General features: G+C 70.2%; 10 protein-coding genes and 1 tRNA gene. 7 read left to right on the top strand and 4 right to left on the bottom strand.

Annotated elements, in window-relative coordinates; translation table 11 throughout:
* Positions 1 to 1,418: alkaline phosphatase family protein (locus tag BZL64_RS16805; protein ID WP_086770001.1), on the top strand; the 1,418-nt coding region annotated here is incomplete at its 5' end.
* Between the two features lie 101 nt (positions 1,419 to 1,519).
* Positions 1,520 to 2,722, top strand: coding sequence for a sugar phosphate isomerase/epimerase family protein (locus tag BZL64_RS16800; RefSeq protein WP_086770000.1), 1,203 nt, complete (start codon positions 1,520 to 1,522; stop codon positions 2,720 to 2,722).
* 81 nt (positions 2,723 to 2,803) lie between these two features.
* Here BZL64_RS16800 and BZL64_RS16795 read toward each other — a convergent pair whose 3' ends face one another.
* The 4 genes from BZL64_RS16795 to BZL64_RS16780 all read right to left on the bottom strand — a co-directional run bounded on the left by BZL64_RS16795 (position 2,804) and on the right by BZL64_RS16780 (position 9,387).
* Positions 2,804 to 4,192, bottom strand: a complete 1,389-nt coding sequence (locus tag BZL64_RS16795; RefSeq protein ID WP_086769999.1) for an OFA family MFS transporter — start codon at positions 4,190 to 4,192, stop codon at positions 2,804 to 2,806.
* Positions 4,193 to 4,313: 121 nt separating this feature from the next.
* Complete coding sequence (locus tag BZL64_RS16790) at positions 4,314 to 6,458, bottom strand: acetate--CoA ligase family protein (protein ID WP_086770002.1); 2,145 nt, start codon at positions 6,456 to 6,458, stop codon at positions 4,314 to 4,316.
* 4 nt (positions 6,459 to 6,462) lie between these two features.
* Positions 6,463 to 7,692 (bottom strand): formyl-CoA transferase, encoded by a 1,230-nt coding sequence (gene frc / locus BZL64_RS16785; protein ID WP_086769998.1) that lies wholly within the window; start codon positions 7,690 to 7,692, stop codon positions 6,463 to 6,465.
* A 12-nt stretch (positions 7,693 to 7,704) separates the two neighbouring features.
* Complete coding sequence (locus BZL64_RS16780) at positions 7,705 to 9,387, bottom strand: thiamine pyrophosphate-binding protein (protein WP_086769997.1); 1,683 nt, start codon at positions 9,385 to 9,387, stop codon at positions 7,705 to 7,707.
* 175 nt (positions 9,388 to 9,562) lie between these two features.
* Here BZL64_RS16780 and sucC point away from each other — a divergent pair, with 175 nt between their 5' ends.
* The 5 genes from sucC to BZL64_RS16755 all read left to right on the top strand — a co-directional run.
* Complete coding sequence (gene sucC, locus BZL64_RS16775) at positions 9,563 to 10,693, top strand: ADP-forming succinate--CoA ligase subunit beta (protein ID WP_086769996.1); 1,131 nt, start codon at positions 9,563 to 9,565, stop codon at positions 10,691 to 10,693.
* A gap of 9 nt (positions 10,694 to 10,702) precedes the next feature.
* Positions 10,703 to 11,587, top strand: coding sequence for a succinate--CoA ligase subunit alpha (gene sucD, locus BZL64_RS16770; protein WP_086769995.1), 885 nt, complete (start codon positions 10,703 to 10,705; stop codon positions 11,585 to 11,587).
* Positions 11,588 to 11,690: 103 nt separating this feature from the next.
* Positions 11,691 to 13,232, top strand: coding sequence for an aldehyde dehydrogenase family protein (locus BZL64_RS16765; RefSeq protein ID WP_086769994.1), 1,542 nt, complete (start codon positions 11,691 to 11,693; stop codon positions 13,230 to 13,232).
* A gap of 255 nt (positions 13,233 to 13,487) precedes the next feature.
* Positions 13,488 to 13,572, top strand: a tRNA-Leu gene (locus BZL64_RS16760).
* A gap of 449 nt (positions 13,573 to 14,021) precedes the next feature.
* Positions 14,022 to 15,113: ATP-binding protein (locus BZL64_RS16755; RefSeq protein ID WP_086769993.1), on the top strand; the 1,092-nt coding region annotated here is incomplete at its 3' end.

Genomic DNA, 15,113 nt, shown 5'->3' with positions numbered 1-15,113 from the left:
CCGCCCCGGACGCCACGCCGGAGCCCGCCGCGGCCCCGGAACGCCGCCCTGTCCCCCTCCTCGTCCTCGACGTCGTCGGTCTCACCCCCCGTCTCCTCCACCACATGCCCAACCTCACGTCCCTCGCCCGGTCGGGCTCCAGGGCGCCCCTCGGCACCGTCCTGCCCGCCGTCACCTGCGCCGCCCAGTCCACCTTTCTCACCGGCACGCACCCGTCCGAGCACGGCATCGTCGGCAACGGCTGGTACTTCCGTGAACTCGGCGACGTCCTGCTGTGGCGCCAGCACAACGGTCTCGTCGCCGGGGACAAGCTGTGGGACGCCGCCCGCCGGGCGTACCCCGGCTACACGGTCGCCAACATCTGCTGGTGGTACGCCATGGGCGCCGACACCGACTTCACCGTCACCCCCCGTCCCGTCTACTACGCCGACGGCCGCAAGGAGCCCGACTGCTACACCCGGCCACCGGCCCTGCACGACGAACTCACCGAGAAACTCGGCACCTTCCCCCTCTTCCACTTCTGGGGACCGGGCGCGGACCTGGTCTCCAGCCGCTGGATCATCGACGCCACCCGGCACATCCTGCGCACCCGCCGGCCCGACCTCGCCCTGTGCTACCTCCCTCACCTCGACTACGACCTCCAGCGCTTCGGCCCCGACGACCCGCGCTCCCTGCGGGCCGCCGCCGACCTGGACGCCGCCCTGGCCCCCCTGCTGGACGAGGCACGTGCGCAGGGCCGTACCGTCGTCGCGCTGTCCGAGTACGGCATCACCCCGGTGAGCCGGCCCGTCGACATCAACCGCGCCCTGCGCCGCGCGGGACTGCTGGAGGTGCACACCCAGGACGGCATGGAGTACCTCGACCCGATGGCGTCCCGTGCCTTCGCGGTCGCGGACCACCAGATCGCCCACGTGTATGTGCGCCGCCCCGAGGACCTGGACGCCACCCGGGCCGCTCTCGCCGAGCTGCCCGGTGTCGCCGAACTCCTCGACGACGAGGGCAAGAAGGCGCACCACCTCGACCATCCGCGCTCGGGCGAGCTTGTCGCCGTCGCGGAGCCGGACGCCTGGTTCACGTACTACTACTGGCTCGACGACGCTCGCGCACCCGACTTCGCCCGGCTCGTCGAGATCCACCGCAAACCCGGCTACGACCCGGCCGAGCTGTTCATGGACCCGCTCGACCCCTATGTGAAGGTCAAGGCGGCCACCGCGCTGGCCCGCAAGAAGCTCGGTATGCGGTACCGCATGGCGGTCGTGCCTCTCGATGCGTCACCTGTCCGGGGCAGCCACGGCCGCCCACCCGCGAGCGACGACGACGGTCCGCTCCTCATCTGCTCCACCCCCCGCGCCGTCGGTGACCGGATCGCGGCCACCGATGTCAAGCAACTCCTGCTCCACCTCGCCGGACTCGGCTGACGTACGGCTGCCGAGTTCCAGCCGCTTTCAGTGAAACACGCACCACTGACAACAGGCCGCCCCGCAGCTCGGGGGCGGACCACGACAGAAGGCAGGCACCCGTGACCCCGCACTCCGACTCGTCCCGCACCGACGCCCCCGACACCACCGCGGGCCCCGACGAGGCCCTGCGCCGCGGCCTCGGCATCGGTCGCCGCCGCTTCCTCAGCACCTGCACCGCTGTCGCGGGCGCGGCGATCGCCGCGCCCGTCCTCGGCGCCTCACCGGCCTTCGCCCAGGACCAGGACAGAAGCCCCGGCCACGGCGGCCACGGACACGGCGGTGACGTGCTCGTGCCGGCCCACAGGCGCGGCATCATCCTCTACACCGTCCGCGACGCGATCGGCCGCGACCCGCTCTCCACCGATCTGCCCTCGGGCTTCCGGGAGGTCTTCGGGCAACTGGCGCGCTACGGCTACCGCCAGGTCGAGTTCGCCGGCTACGGCCAGCACGCCAACGCGCCCGGCGGCGCCGCACTGGACTCCGTCGAGGGCGCCAGGCTGCTGCGGCGCTGGCTGGACGACTACGGCCTGCGCGCCCAGGGCAACCACGGCTTCATACCGCCCTCCTGGCCGCTGACCACCGCCGACCTGGACACCTTCAAGAAGCACCTGGAGATCGCCAACATCCTGGGCATGGACCACATGGGCACCGGCGGCGACCCCGTCAACAGCTCCTACCGGGCCGACTGGGACGTCGCCGCCGACAAGTGGAACGCCCTCGGGAGGATCGCCCGCCGCGAGGGCGTCAAGCTCTACACCCACAACCACGACGCCGCCTACGGCTTCCTCCTCGACGGGGGCCCGCTGGACGACCTCGGCCGGCCCACCCGCAGTTCCGGCATCCGCAAGCTGGAGTACTTCCTGAAGGTCACCGACCCGAAGTACGTCTGGCTGGAGATGGACATCTTCTGGGCGCACGTGGCCCAGTACAAGTTCCACACCTACACCGCGCACGACGGCTCCGTCCGGGAGAAGGTCTTCGACCCGGCCGCACTCGTCGCCCGCCACAACAAGCGCTACCCGCTGTTCCACGCCAAGGACGGCACCGTCAACACCACCAACGGACAGGGCTACGACATGGTGCCCTTCGGGACGGGCGTCATCGACTACACCACGTTCTTCTCCCGGGTCGGGGACCGCAACTACCACAACCCGATGGTGGAGCAGGACAACGCGCCCAGCTCCACCGATCCCGCGCAGTCCCTGCGTCACGCCAGGACCGGCTACGACAACCTCGCGGCGCTGCGCAGGCGACGCGGCTGACCGCATCCGCACCCGCAGACCGGGCGGCCCTTCCCGCACCTCGCGGGAAGGGCCGCCCGGTTCGTTCCGTCCAGAATCACGTCACGCCGTCTCCTCGCCGAGCGGGTGCGGGTTGGGGACGACGTGGCGGGGGTTCGGCCGGTCCGGAGCCTTCAGGAAGAGCGCCAGGACGGCGGAGGCCAGGCCGACGGACCCCGCGATGACGAACGCCCCCTCGTAGTCCCACGCGGCGACCACGACGGCGCCCATCCCGGATCCGACCAGGCCCGAGATCAGTTTGGAGCTGTAGACCATGCCGTAGTTGGAGGCGTTGTTGTTCTCGCCGAAGTAGTCCGCCGTCATGGCCGCGAACAGCGGGAAGATCGCGCCGCCGCCGAAGCCGGAGACCATGGAGCAGAACAGGAAGAACGGCATGCTGCCCATCTGCCCGGAGACCAGCACCCCGAACTGGGCGGTGCCCAGCACCAGGCACACGATGATCAGTGTGTGACGGCGGCCGAACTTGTCGGAGATCCAGCCGATCACCCCGCGTCCGGTGCCGTTCACGATGGCCTTCAGGGACATCGCCGTGGCGACGATGCCGCCCGCGAAGCCCATGTCCTTGCCGAACGGCACCTGGAAGGCGATGCCGAAGATGTTGATGCCGGCGGTGCACAGCAGACAGAACCACATCATCCACAGGACGGGTGTGCGGGCGGCCTCCTTCGGGGTGTACTGCTTGGCCGCCGGCGGGTTCTTCTCCAGCGCGCGGCGGATCTTCGGGTCGTCGGTCTGGCGCAGCGGGTCGACGTTCGAGGGCCACCAGTTCTTCGGCGGGTCCTGGAAGAACCAGCCGGCGACGGCGACGACCGAGCAGCAGATCAGGCCCACCAGCACCAGGACGACCTCGTAGTTGCCGAGGTCCATGTACGAGGTGAACAGGAACACGAAGGGCACCGAGCCGTAGGCGAAACCGCCGTTGACCATGCCGGTCTTGCCGCCCTTGCGTTCCGGATACCACTTGCCGACCATGTTCACGCAGGTCGCGTAGACGAGGCCGGCGCCGATGCCGCTGAACATGCCGAACCCGATGTAGGCGACGATCACGTGCGGCGCGAACGCCAGCGAGAGATAGCCGCAGACCGTGCCCAGCGCGCCGAGCATCATCGCGTACCGCGCGGGGAGCCTGCCGCTCTCGCGCAGCTGTCCGGCGGGGAAGGCCACGGCGGCCTGGAAGAAGACCCAGACCCCCATCAGCCAGAAGATGTGCCCGCTGTCCCACAGGTGGGCCTCGTGCAGGGTGTCCTCGGCGGAGGTGAACGCGTACTCCGAGGAGCTGATGCCCATCATGCCGATCCACGGGAAGAGCACCATGGTCCAGCGTGGTCGTCCCATGATGTCCCGGTCGGTCTCGCCGATCCGGTACAGGCGGCCATTGCGGTCCGTCACCTCCCGGTAGGGGAGGGACGGGGAGAAGTCGGTGGTTGTCATGTGTGTCGTACCCCTTGCGTCGAAAGATCTGGCCAGCGCCCCCTGTCCCATGCCTTTCGTGCGCGCGCGGGTCCCGGGGCCGGCCGACGCGCACCGTCGGCCGGCCCCTCGCCGGGTCACCTCATGAATGGCCTCCCAGCAACCCGGCCGCCCGCGCCCACCGGTACTTCGCGCCGAGCACCTCGACCGGCCGCTCCGTCGTGTACGGGTAGGCGACGACCCCCCGCTCGTACAGGTACTGGCAGGCCTCCTCGACCTCCACGTCACCCGCGAGGGAGGCCACCACGGGCTTCTCGACGCCCCGCGCGCGGAACTCGGCCACCACGCGCGCGGTCAGCTCCGCGAACACCATCGGGGGAGTGACGATGGTGTGCCAGTAGCCGAGGACGAGCGCGTGGATGCGCGGATCCTCCAGACCGAGACGGATCGTCGCCTCGTACGTCGACGGCGGCTCGCCCCCGGTGATGTCGACGGGGTTGCCTGCCGCGCCGAACGGCGGGATGAACTTCCGGAAGGATGCGTCCAGGTCGGGCGGGATCTCCATCAGCGTCAGGCCGTTGTCGGTCACCGCGTCCGACAGAAGCACGCCGCTGCCGCCGGCCCCCGTGATGATCACGATGTGGTCGCCCTTCGGGGTGGGAAGGACGGGCAACGCGCGCGCGTACTCCAGCATCTCGGTCAGGCCGGGGGCCCGGATGACCCCCGCCTGGCGCAGGATGTCGTCGTACACGGCGTCGTCGCCCGCCAGCGCGCCCGTGTGCGAGCCGGCGGCCCTGGCACCGGCCGCCGTACGCCCCGCCTTGAGCACGACGACGGGCTTCTTCGGGACGGTCGCCCGCGCGGCCTCCACGAAGGCGCGCCCGTCCTTGAGGTCCTCCAGGTGCATCGCGATGCACCGGGTGTGCGGATCCTCGCCGAACCAGGTCAGCAGGTCGTCCTCGTCTAGGTCGGACTTGTTGCCGAGCCCCACGATCGCCGACACGCCCGTCCTCGTGGTCCGGGCGAACCCCAGGACGGCCATGCCGATGCCCCCGGACTGCGAGGTCAGCGCGACCCCGCCCTTGACGTCGTAGGGCGTGCAGAACGTGGCGCACAGGTCCTGCCAGGTCGAGTAGTAGCCGTAGATGTTCGGCCCGAGGAGGCGGATGCCGTACCGCTCGGCGATGGCCACGATCTCGTCCTGGAGGGCGTGCTCGCCGGTCTCCGCGAACCCGGAGGGGATGAGTACGGCGTTGGGGATCTTCTTGCGTCCCACCTCCTCCAGGGCCGAGGCCACGAACTTGGCGGGGATCGCGAAGACCGCCACATCCACCTCACCGGGAACGTCGGCGACACTCCGGTACGCCTTGCGGCCCAGGATGTCGTCGGCGCGTGGATTCACCGGATGGATGTCCCCGGCGAAGCCGCCGTCGATCAGGTTGCGCATCACCGAGTTGCCGATCTTGCCCTGCTCGTTCGAGGCACCGATCACGGCGACGGAGACGGGCTCCATGAGCCGCCGCATCGAGGTGAGGATCTCCGCGCGCGTGTAGCGCCTGCGTTCCTTCACCGGGGTGTCGGACAGGATCACGCGGATGTCCGCGGCGACCGCGCCCTCCGCGGTGGCGATCACCGGGTTGAGGTCCACCTCGGCGATCTCCGGGAACTCGGCGACCAGTTCGGACACCCGGCGGATCTGCTCGGCGACGGCCCACCGGTCCACGGCGGCCTGTCCGCGCACCCCGCGCAGGATCTCCGCCGCCCGGATCGAGTCGAGCATCGACAGCGCCTCGTCGGCGTCCACCGGCGCCAGCCGGAAGGTGACGTCCTTGAGTACCTCCACGAGCACCCCGCCGAGCCCGAACGCCACGACCTTGCCGAACGTCGGATCGGTGACCGCGCCGACGATGACCTCCTGCCCCTTCGGCAGCAGCTCCTGGATCTGTACGCCCGTGATGCGCGCGTCGGCGTCATAGGCGCGCGCGTTGGCCACGATCTGGTGGAACGCGGCCCGTACGTCCGCCGCACCCCCGACGCCGACGACGACCCCGCCGGCGTCGGTCTTGTGCAGGATGTCCGGCGAGACGATCTTCATCACGACCGGCCCGGCGAACCGCGCCGCGTACGCCACGGCCTCCTCGACGTCGACCGCCAGTTCCTCGCCCGGTACGGCGATCCCGTAGGCGTCCGCCACCACCTTGCCCTCGGGCGCGGTCAGCGCGGTCCGGCCCTCGGCGCGTACCGCGTCGAGCAGCGCGCGCACCCTCGGCATCCGGTCCTCGGCCATCACGTCAGATCACCCCGTTCGACTTGAGCAGGCGCAGTTCCTCGTCACCGAGGCCGAGTTCGCCCACGTAGACCTCTTCGTTGTGCTGGCCGAGGAGCGGGGAGCCGGTCACCTCGACGGGGGAGTCGGACAGCTTGAGGGGGCTGCCGACGGTCACGAACTCGCCGCGCTCGGGGTGCGGTACGCGGACCACCATCTCGTTGGCGGCCAGCGACTCGTCCTCGATGATCTCCCTGGTGGACAGGATCGGGCCGCACGGGATGCCGTGGGAGTTGAGCCGGTCCAGCACCTCCCACTTGGGCAGCGTCGAGGACCACTCCTCGATCAGCTGGAACATCTTGCCCAGCTTGGGCAGGCGGGCCTCGGGCGTCGCCCACTCGGGGTCGTCCGCCAGCTCGGGCCGGCCGATCAGTTCGCTGACCGGCCGCCAGCCGACGGGCTGCACGATGACGTAGACGTAGTCGTTCGGGCCGCCCGGCGCGCACCTGACGGCCCAGCCGGGCTGGCCGCCGCCGGACGCGTTACCGGAGCGGGGAACCTCGTCGCCGAAGTCGTCGTTGGGATATTCGGCGAGCGGTCCGTGTGCCAGGCGTTGCTGGTCCCGCAGCTTCACCCGGCACAGGTTGAGCACGGCATGCTGCATGGCCACGTTGACGCGCTGACCGCGCCCGGTGTTCTCGCGCTGGTACAGCGCCGCGAGGATCCCCGCCACCGCGTGCACACCCGTCCCCGAGTCCCCGATCTGGGCCCCCGTCGCCAGCGGCGGCCCGTCCTCGAAACCGGTGGTCGACATCGACCCGCCCATGGCCTGGGCGACGACCTCGTACGCCTTGAAGTTGGTGTACGGGCCGTCCCCGAACCCCTTGATGGAGGCATAGACGATCCGTGGATTGATCTCCTGGACGCGGTCCCAGGTGAAGCCCATCCGGTCGACCGCGCCCGGACCGAAGTTCTCGACCATGACGTCGGAGCGCCGGATCAGCTCGGTGAGGATCTCCTTGCCGCGCTCGGTCTTGGTGTTGAGGGTGATGCTCCGCTTGTTGCAGTTGAGCATCGTGAAGTAGAGGGAGTCGACGTCCGGGAGATCGCGCAGCTGCCTGCGCGTGATGTCACCGGAGGGCGCCTCCAGCTTGACGACGTCGGCGCCGAGCCAGGCGAGCAGCTGGGTCGCCGAGGGCCCGGACTGGACGTGCGTCATGTCCAGGACGCGGATGCCTTCGAGTGCCTTGGTCATGACCGGCGCTCCTCACTTGTACATGGTCTGGTTCATGGTTCCGGGGGCGTACGCGTCGGGGTCGACCCAGACGTTGATCAGCGAGGGCTTCCCGGACTCGCGGGCGCGCCGCAGCGCGGGGCCGATGTCGGCGGGGTCGCGGACCTCCTCGCCGTAACCGCCCAGCATCTGGGCGAACTTGTCGTAGTGGACGTCGCCGAGGGTGTTGCCGATCCGCTCGCGCTCCTTGCCGTACTTGGCGGCCTGGCCGTAACGGATCTGGTTCATGGAGGAGTTGTTGCCGACGATGCCGACGAAGGGGAGGTCGTAGCGGACGAGGGTCTCGAAGTCCCAGCCGGTGAGGGAGAACGCGCCGTCGCCGAAGAGGGCGACGACCTCCTTGTCGGGCCGGGCCTGTTTGGCGGCGAGGACGAAGGGGATGCCGACGCCGAGGGTGCCCAGCGGGCCCGGGTCCATCCAGTGGCCCGGCGACTTGGGCTGCACGACCTGCCCGGAGAAGGTGACGATGTCGCCGCCGTCGCCGATGTAGATGGAGTCCTCGGTGAGGAAGTCGTTGATCTCGCTGACCAGGCGGTAGGGGTGGATGGGTGAGGCGTCCGAGCGCAGTTGCGGCAGCCGCTTCTCCAGGGCGCTCTGCTCGGCGGCGCGCAGCTCGTCGAGCCACTCCTTGCGCCGGGACGCGCCCCCATTGATGCGTCCCGAGGCTGCCTCGGTCACCGACTTCAGCACCAGGCCGGGGTCGCCGACGATGCCGAGGTCGATGTCGCGGTTCTTGCCGACGGTCCGGTAGTCGAGGTCGATCTGCACGACGGTCGCGTCCGGGGACAGCCGCTTGCCGTAGCCCATGCGGAAGTCGAAGGGTGTGCCCACGATCACGATGACGTCGGCGTGGGAGAAGGCGTAACGGCGGGAGAGCTGGAAGTGGTGCGGGTCGCCGGGCGGGAGGGTGCCGCGGCCGGCGCCGTTCATGTACGCCGGGATGTTCAGGGTGCGGACCAGATCGACGGCCGCCTCGGTGCCGCGGGTGGTCCACACCTGGCTGCCCAGCAGGATGGCGGGCTTCGAGGCGTGGGTGAGGAGGTCGGCGAGTTTCTCGACGGCCTCGGGGTCGCCGGCCGAGCGGGTGGAGGCGCGGTAGGCGCCGGCCTGCGGCACCCGCGCCTTCGCGGCGGGCACCCTGGCGTCCAGGACGTCGCGCGGGATCTCCAGGAAGGAGGGGCCGGGCGCGCCGTGGTAGCACTCGCGGAACGCCATGGACACCATGTCCGCGGCGCGTGCTGTGTCGGGCACGGTCGCCGAGAACTTGGTGATCGGCGCCATCATGTCGACGTGCGGCAGGTCCTGGAGGGATCCCATCTTGTGCTGACTGAGGGCGCCCTGACCGCCGATCAGGAGCATCGGTGACTCGGCGCGGAAGGCGTTGGCGACACCGGTGACGGCGTCGGTGGTGCCGGGTCCTGCCGTGACGACCGCGCAGCCCGGCTTGCCGGTGATACGGGCGTAACCGTCGGCGGCGTGGGCGGCCACCTGCTCGTGGCGGACGTCGACGACTTCTATGCCCTCGTCGACGCAGCCGTCGTAGATGTCGATGATGTGGCCGCCGCACAGGGTGTAGATGCGCTCGACGCCCTCGGCCTTGAGGGCCTTGGCGACGAGATGACCACCGGAGATGGCGTCCTGGGTGTCGTCGGGCATGGCGAAGTCCCGTCCCTTCGTAGGGGGTGGAAAGCTCTCGCGGTACATTGCATACAGTCGACGAATACTGTATGAAGCTTGTTATCCCGCATCCGGTGGGTGGTGTCCAGGGGGCGTGCGGCACTTTCAGTCATCGGAGTTCGGCCTCGCGATGACTTCGCAGACGGGAGCCGAGATGGACCTGTACGAACACCAGGCAAGGGAACTCTTCGAGGAACACGGCATCGCGGTGCCGCGTGCCGAGGTGACCGGCTCACCCAAGGAGGCGCGCGAGATCGCCCGCAGGCTCGGCGGCCGGACCGTCGTGAAGGCGCAGGTCAAGACGGGCGGGCGCGGCAAGGCGGGCGGCGTCAAGCTCGCCGCGAACCCCGCCGCCGCCGAACTGACAGCCCGTCAGATCCTCGGTATGGACATCAAGGGCCACACGGTCGGCGCCGTGATGCTGGCCCAGCCGGTCGACATCGAGAGCGAGTTCTACGTCTCCTACGTCCTCGACCGCGCGGCCGGCCGCTTCCTGGCCATCGCCTCCGCCGAGGGCGGCACGGAGATAGAGGAGGTCGCCACCCGTCGCCCGGATGCCGTCGCCCGTATACCCATCGACCCGGCCCGGGGCGTCACCTCGGCGAAGGCCGCCGAGATCACCGCCGCGGCCGGACTGCCGGCGCAGGCCGTCGACGTCCTGGTCCGCCTCTGGCAGGTGCTGGTCCGCGAGGATGCCCTCCTCGTCGAGGTCAACCCGCTCGTGCGCACCCGGCAGGGCCGGCTGGTCGCCCTCGACGGCAAGGTCACCCTCGACGACAACGCCGCCTTCCGGCAGGCCCGTTGGGGCGGCACAGCCGCCGAGCACGGCGATCCGCTGGAGGCCGCGGCTGCCGCGAAGGGCCTCACCTACGTGAAGCTGGACGGCGAGGTCGGCATCATCGGCAACGGCGCGGGCCTGGTCATGTCGACGCTCGACGTGGTCGCCGGCTGCGGCGCCCGCCCCGCCAACTTCCTCGACATCGGCGGGGGAGCATCGGCCGGTGTCATGGCCGACGGACTTGCCGTCATCCTGTCCGACCCGGCCGTGAAGTCGGTCCTCGTCAACGTCTTCGGCGGAATCACCGCCTGCGACGCGGTCGCCGAGGGCATCGTGCGCGCCCTGGACACCGTACGGCTGACCAGGCCGCTCGTCGTCCGGCTCGACGGCAACAACGCCGCCCGAGGTCGCGCGATCCTCGACGAGCACCGGCATCCCCTGGTCGAACAGGCCACCACCATGGACGGCGCCGCCCGCCGCGCCGCCCGACTCGCCACCGCAGCCTGAGGAGAGACCATGGCCGTGTACCTCACCAAGGAGAGCAAGGTCCTCGTCCAGGGCATGACCGGCGGCGAGGGCATGAAGCACACCCGACGCATGATCGCCGCCGGCACCGACGTGGTCGGCGGCGTCAACCCCCGCAAGGCGGGCCGCACCGTCGACTTCGGCGACCGCGCGGTACCCGTCTTCGGGTCGGTCGCCGACGGTATGCGGTCGACCGGCGCCGATGTCACCGTCGTCTTCGTCCCGCCCGCCTTCGCCAGGTCGGCCGTCACCGAGGCCGCCGACGCCGGCATCGGCCTCGCCGTCGTCATCACCGAGGGCGTCCCGGTCCACGACTCCGTCGCCTTCACCACGTACGCGAAGGCACGCGGCACCCGTGTCATCGGCCCCAACTGCCCCGGCCTGATCAGCCCCGGCCAGTCCAACGCCGGCATCATCCCCGCCGACATCGCCAAACCCGGCCGTATCGGCCTGGTCTCCAAGTCGGGGACGCTGACGTACCAACTCATGTACGAACTACGTGACATCGGCTTCTCCACCTGTGTCGGCATCGGCGGCGATCCGGTCGTCGGGACCACCCACATCGACTGCCTGACCGCCTTCGAGGACGATCCGGACACCGACCTCGTCGTCCTCATCGGGGAGATCGGCGGCGACGCGGAGGAACGGGCCGCCGCCCACATCCGCGACCACATCACCAAACCCGTCGTCGGCTACCTCGCCGGCTTCACCGCGCCCGAGGGCAAGACCATGGGCCACGCCGGCGCGATCGTCTCCGGCTCCTCGGGGACCGCGCAGGCGAAGAAGGTGGCGCTGGAGGCGGCCGGGGTACGGGTGGGGAGCACACCGACCGAGACCGCGCGGCTCGTGCTCGACCTGCTCGGCAACCGGACCTGACGCCCGTCGCCGCGCGGACACCGACCGGCGCCCGCGTCTTCCTCCTCAGGCCACTCTTCCTCCCCCTTTCCTCTCGACCGTGCACCGAGAGCGGAGCGACCGTATGGCAGCCACCCTCACCCTCAAATCCGGCACGTCCTGGGCCGACGCCTGGCGACGCTGCCTCACCGCCGCCCCCGAGGCCTTCCGCGAGGACCGCGTCCTCAACCTCTGGAACGCCTCCTGGCAGGCCGACGGCCGGACCCTGCCCGCCACCAGCCCGGTCGACGGCGGCCCGATCACCGGACCGCCCCGACTGGACCGGGCCACCGCCCACCGGGCGGTCCGCGCCTCCCTCGACCAGCACCGCGCCTGGCGCCACCTCCCGCTGGCCGAACGCCGGGCCCGCGTCGCCGCCACCCTCGACGCCCTCGCCGCCCACCGCGAACTCCTCGCGCTGCTGCTCGTCTGGGAGATCGGCAAACCCTGGCGGCTCGCCCAGGCGGACGTCGACCGGGCCGTCGACGGGGTGCGCTGGTACGTCGACGGCATCGAAGGGATGCTGGCCGGCCGGGCCCCGCTGGACGGCCCGGTGTCCAACATCGCGAGCTGGAACTACCCGATGAGCGTGCTCGTTCACGCGGTACTGGTCCAAGCACTCGCGGGCAACGCGGTCATCGCCAAGACCCCGACCGACGGCGGCGTCGCCTGTCTCACCCTGGCCTGCGCCCTCGCCGCCCGCGAGGGCGTCCCGGTCACCCTCGTCAGCGGCAGCGGGGGAGAGTTGTCGGAGGCGCTGGTGCGGGCGCCCGAGATCGGCTGCGTCTCCTTCGTCGGGGGCCGCGACACCGGCGCGGCCGTCGCCACCGCCGTCACCGACCTCGGTAAACGGCACATCCTCGAACAGGAAGGACTCAACACCTGGGGCATCTGGAACCACACGGACTGGGACACCTTCGCGGCCCTCGTCCCGAAGCTGTTCGACTACGGCAAGCAGCGCTGCACGGCGTACCCGCGCTTCGTCGTCCAGCGCGAGCTGTTCGACGCGTTCCTCGCGGCCTACCTCCCCGCGGTGCGCACCCTGACCGTCGGCCACCCCCTCGCCGTCGAGCGGCGCGACGACCCCTGGCCACGCCTGGACTTCGGGCCGGTCATCAACGCGGCCAAGGCCAAGGAGCTGCACGACCAGGTCGCCGAGGCCATCGACCGGGGCGCCGTCCCGCTGTACCGCGGCGACCCGGCGGAGGCCCGCTTCCTGCCCGGCCAGGACATCTCCGCGTACGTCCGTCCCGTCACGCTCCTCAACCCGCCGCCGTCGTCCCCGCTGCACCACGCGGAACCCTTCGGCCCGGTCGACACCATCGTCCTGGTCGACACGGAGGCGGAACTGCTCGCCGCGATGAACGCCTCCAACGGGGCGCTGGTCGCCACCCTGTCCACCGACGACCGCGCCACCTACGAGCGGCTGGCCCCGCAGATCCGCGCCTTCAAGGTCGGTCACGGCACGCCCCGTTCCCGCGGCGACCGCGACGAACTGTTCGGCGGCTTCGGGGCGTCCTGGCGCGGGGCCTTCGTCGGCGGCGAACTGCTCGTGCGGGCGGTCACCCGAGGGCCGGCGGGGGAGCGGCTGCCGGGGAACTTCCCCGAGTACCAGCTGATGCCCTGAGACAGGACTCGGGGCGGCGCACCCGACGGGCGCCGCCCCGAGCCACACCTCGGGCGCCGGCCGTCACCCCGCCCTCCGAGGTCGCCCGGCGGCCATCCGTGACCGTTCGCGCACGCTTCGTGACGGCGGGAGGCGGGCCCCGCCCGGACGCCCGCGCAGGCCCCCGGCCAGCGGATACTCGGGTGAAACGCACTCCGAAAGCTTGGTATTGTTGTCCATGTCGCCACGGGGAACACCCGCGGCGGCAGACACCTGGTCCGGGTGGCGGAATGGCAGACGCGCTAGCTTGAGGTGCTAGTGCCCTTTATCGGGCGTGGGGGTTCAAGTCCCCCCTCGGACACATATCACCCTCTGTATCGAGCGGCTTCCGCTCGGTGAGGGGGCGCGGAAGGCATCCGCACAGACGTCACCCGCATCCGGGATTCCCGGGTGCGGGTTTTGTCGTTTCTTGACCCGGTGAGTTCCAGGCGACTTCCCGTAAAACGTTCCCAACGCCTCGATTGTCTCCCGAATGCCGCGGAAGCCCGTTTATCGGTTGTGCCGGACCTGGTCCGCTTCAGGGTTACTGACTAACCGTCAATGTTCATCTGGGGCACCCCCGTTGGCTGTCTGTGATCGCATCGTGTGGTGATACGATCACGGCGCTTGTAGAGCGGGCGGATGGGTGAAGGACGACATCCCCGGCTCCGGGGACAGTCCGGGCGGTGGTCCCGATGCGGGCGGTCCCGCCGGTCCACCCGCATTGACGGGAATTCAGCAACTGGCCGTCAGTCGCCTGAAGAGAGTCTTATGACTGATTACATACAGAACCCGGTACTCTGGGCTCTCCTCATCGCCGTGATCGCCGCCGTCGCGCTCATTGTTCGTCAGCGCAGGGCGGCGCGGACGTCACGGCAGGAGTTCGCAGATCTCAGGGCTCGGCACGACGAGCTGGAGAACGGGTACGCGAAATCCGTCGAGGCAGCCCAGGAAAGAGCCGACGAGGCTACGAAAACAGTCCTGAAGTCCGCCATGCGGACCCTTCAGGGCCTTGCCGCGGAACAGCAGTTGATTGTCTCCCGGCTGCAGAACAAATACGGCGAGTCGGTCATCCTCCAGGACCTTCTGGAGATCGACCACACGAACTCTCAGTTCGGCCGCCGGGCCCAGTCCATCGCCGTCCTCTGCGACGGATGGCTGGGCCGTCAGCGCGATGTCGCGTCGGTCTACGACGTGGTCCGCAGCGCGCAGGGCAGGATCCGCCATTACCGGCGGGTGGAAATTCTCTCGCAGGTCGATTTCGGCATCACCAGCCGCGCCGTGGAACCGGTCGCGCTGGCGCTCGCTGAAATGCTCGACAACGCGACCAGTTATTCAAGCCCGGACACGGTTGTCGAAATCAACATTCGCACCGTGCCTAAGGGTATTTGTATCGTCGTGGACGACGCCGGTGTCGGCATGAACGACGAGGAGCGGGCCCGCGCGGAGAAACTCCTCTCCAGCGACCGTGTCTCGGGCGTCTCCGGGCTCGGTAACCCGCCGCAGTTCGGGTTCGCGGTGATCGGCGTCCTCGCCGAGCGCTTCGGCTTCGAGGTGTCGGTGGACTCCACGTCGCCCTACGGCGGCGTACGTGCGGTCCTTCTCCTGCCGCACGACCTGCTCACCAACGCACCCGAGCAGCGGGAACCGGCGCCGGCCGCCCCCGTACCCGCCGTCGCCGCACCCACCCGCGGCGGCCCCGAGTCCGGCCCGGCCCCGAGCACCACCGTCGACGGCCTGCCCAAGCGGCGCCGCAAGCGGCCCATGGCCATCGTGCCCGGCAGCGCCCCGACCGCCTCCACTCCCTCCCGCTCGGGAGCGGAGACCGCGGCGATCATGGGCGCCTTCCAGCGAGGCACCCAG

The sequence above is a fragment of the Streptomyces bobili genome (assembly GCF_002154575.1).
In the GTDB taxonomy this organism is placed as follows: domain Bacteria; phylum Actinomycetota; class Actinomycetes; order Streptomycetales; family Streptomycetaceae; genus Streptomyces; species Streptomyces bobili.
Note: the sequence above shows the minus strand (reverse complement) of the source record. Positions and strands in the feature narration are given on the sequence as shown.

Coding starts and splice junctions, on each gene's coding strand:
- BZL64_RS16795 (WP_086769999.1), bottom strand. CDS start 4,192: ATGACAACCACCGACTTCTCCCCGTCCCTCCCCTACCGGGAGGTGACG.
- BZL64_RS16790 (WP_086770002.1), bottom strand. CDS start 6,458: ATGGCCGAGGACCGGATGCCGAGGGTGCGCGCGCTGCTCGACGCGGTA.
- frc (WP_086769998.1), bottom strand. CDS start 7,692: ATGACCAAGGCACTCGAAGGCATCCGCGTCCTGGACATGACGCACGTC.
- BZL64_RS16780 (WP_086769997.1), bottom strand. CDS start 9,387: ATGCCCGACGACACCCAGGACGCCATCTCCGGTGGTCATCTCGTCGCC.
- sucC (WP_086769996.1), top strand. CDS start 9,563: ATGGACCTGTACGAACACCAGGCAAGGGAACTCTTCGAGGAACACGGC.
- sucD (WP_086769995.1), top strand. CDS start 10,703: ATGGCCGTGTACCTCACCAAGGAGAGCAAGGTCCTCGTCCAGGGCATG.
- BZL64_RS16765 (WP_086769994.1), top strand. CDS start 11,691: ATGGCAGCCACCCTCACCCTCAAATCCGGCACGTCCTGGGCCGACGCC.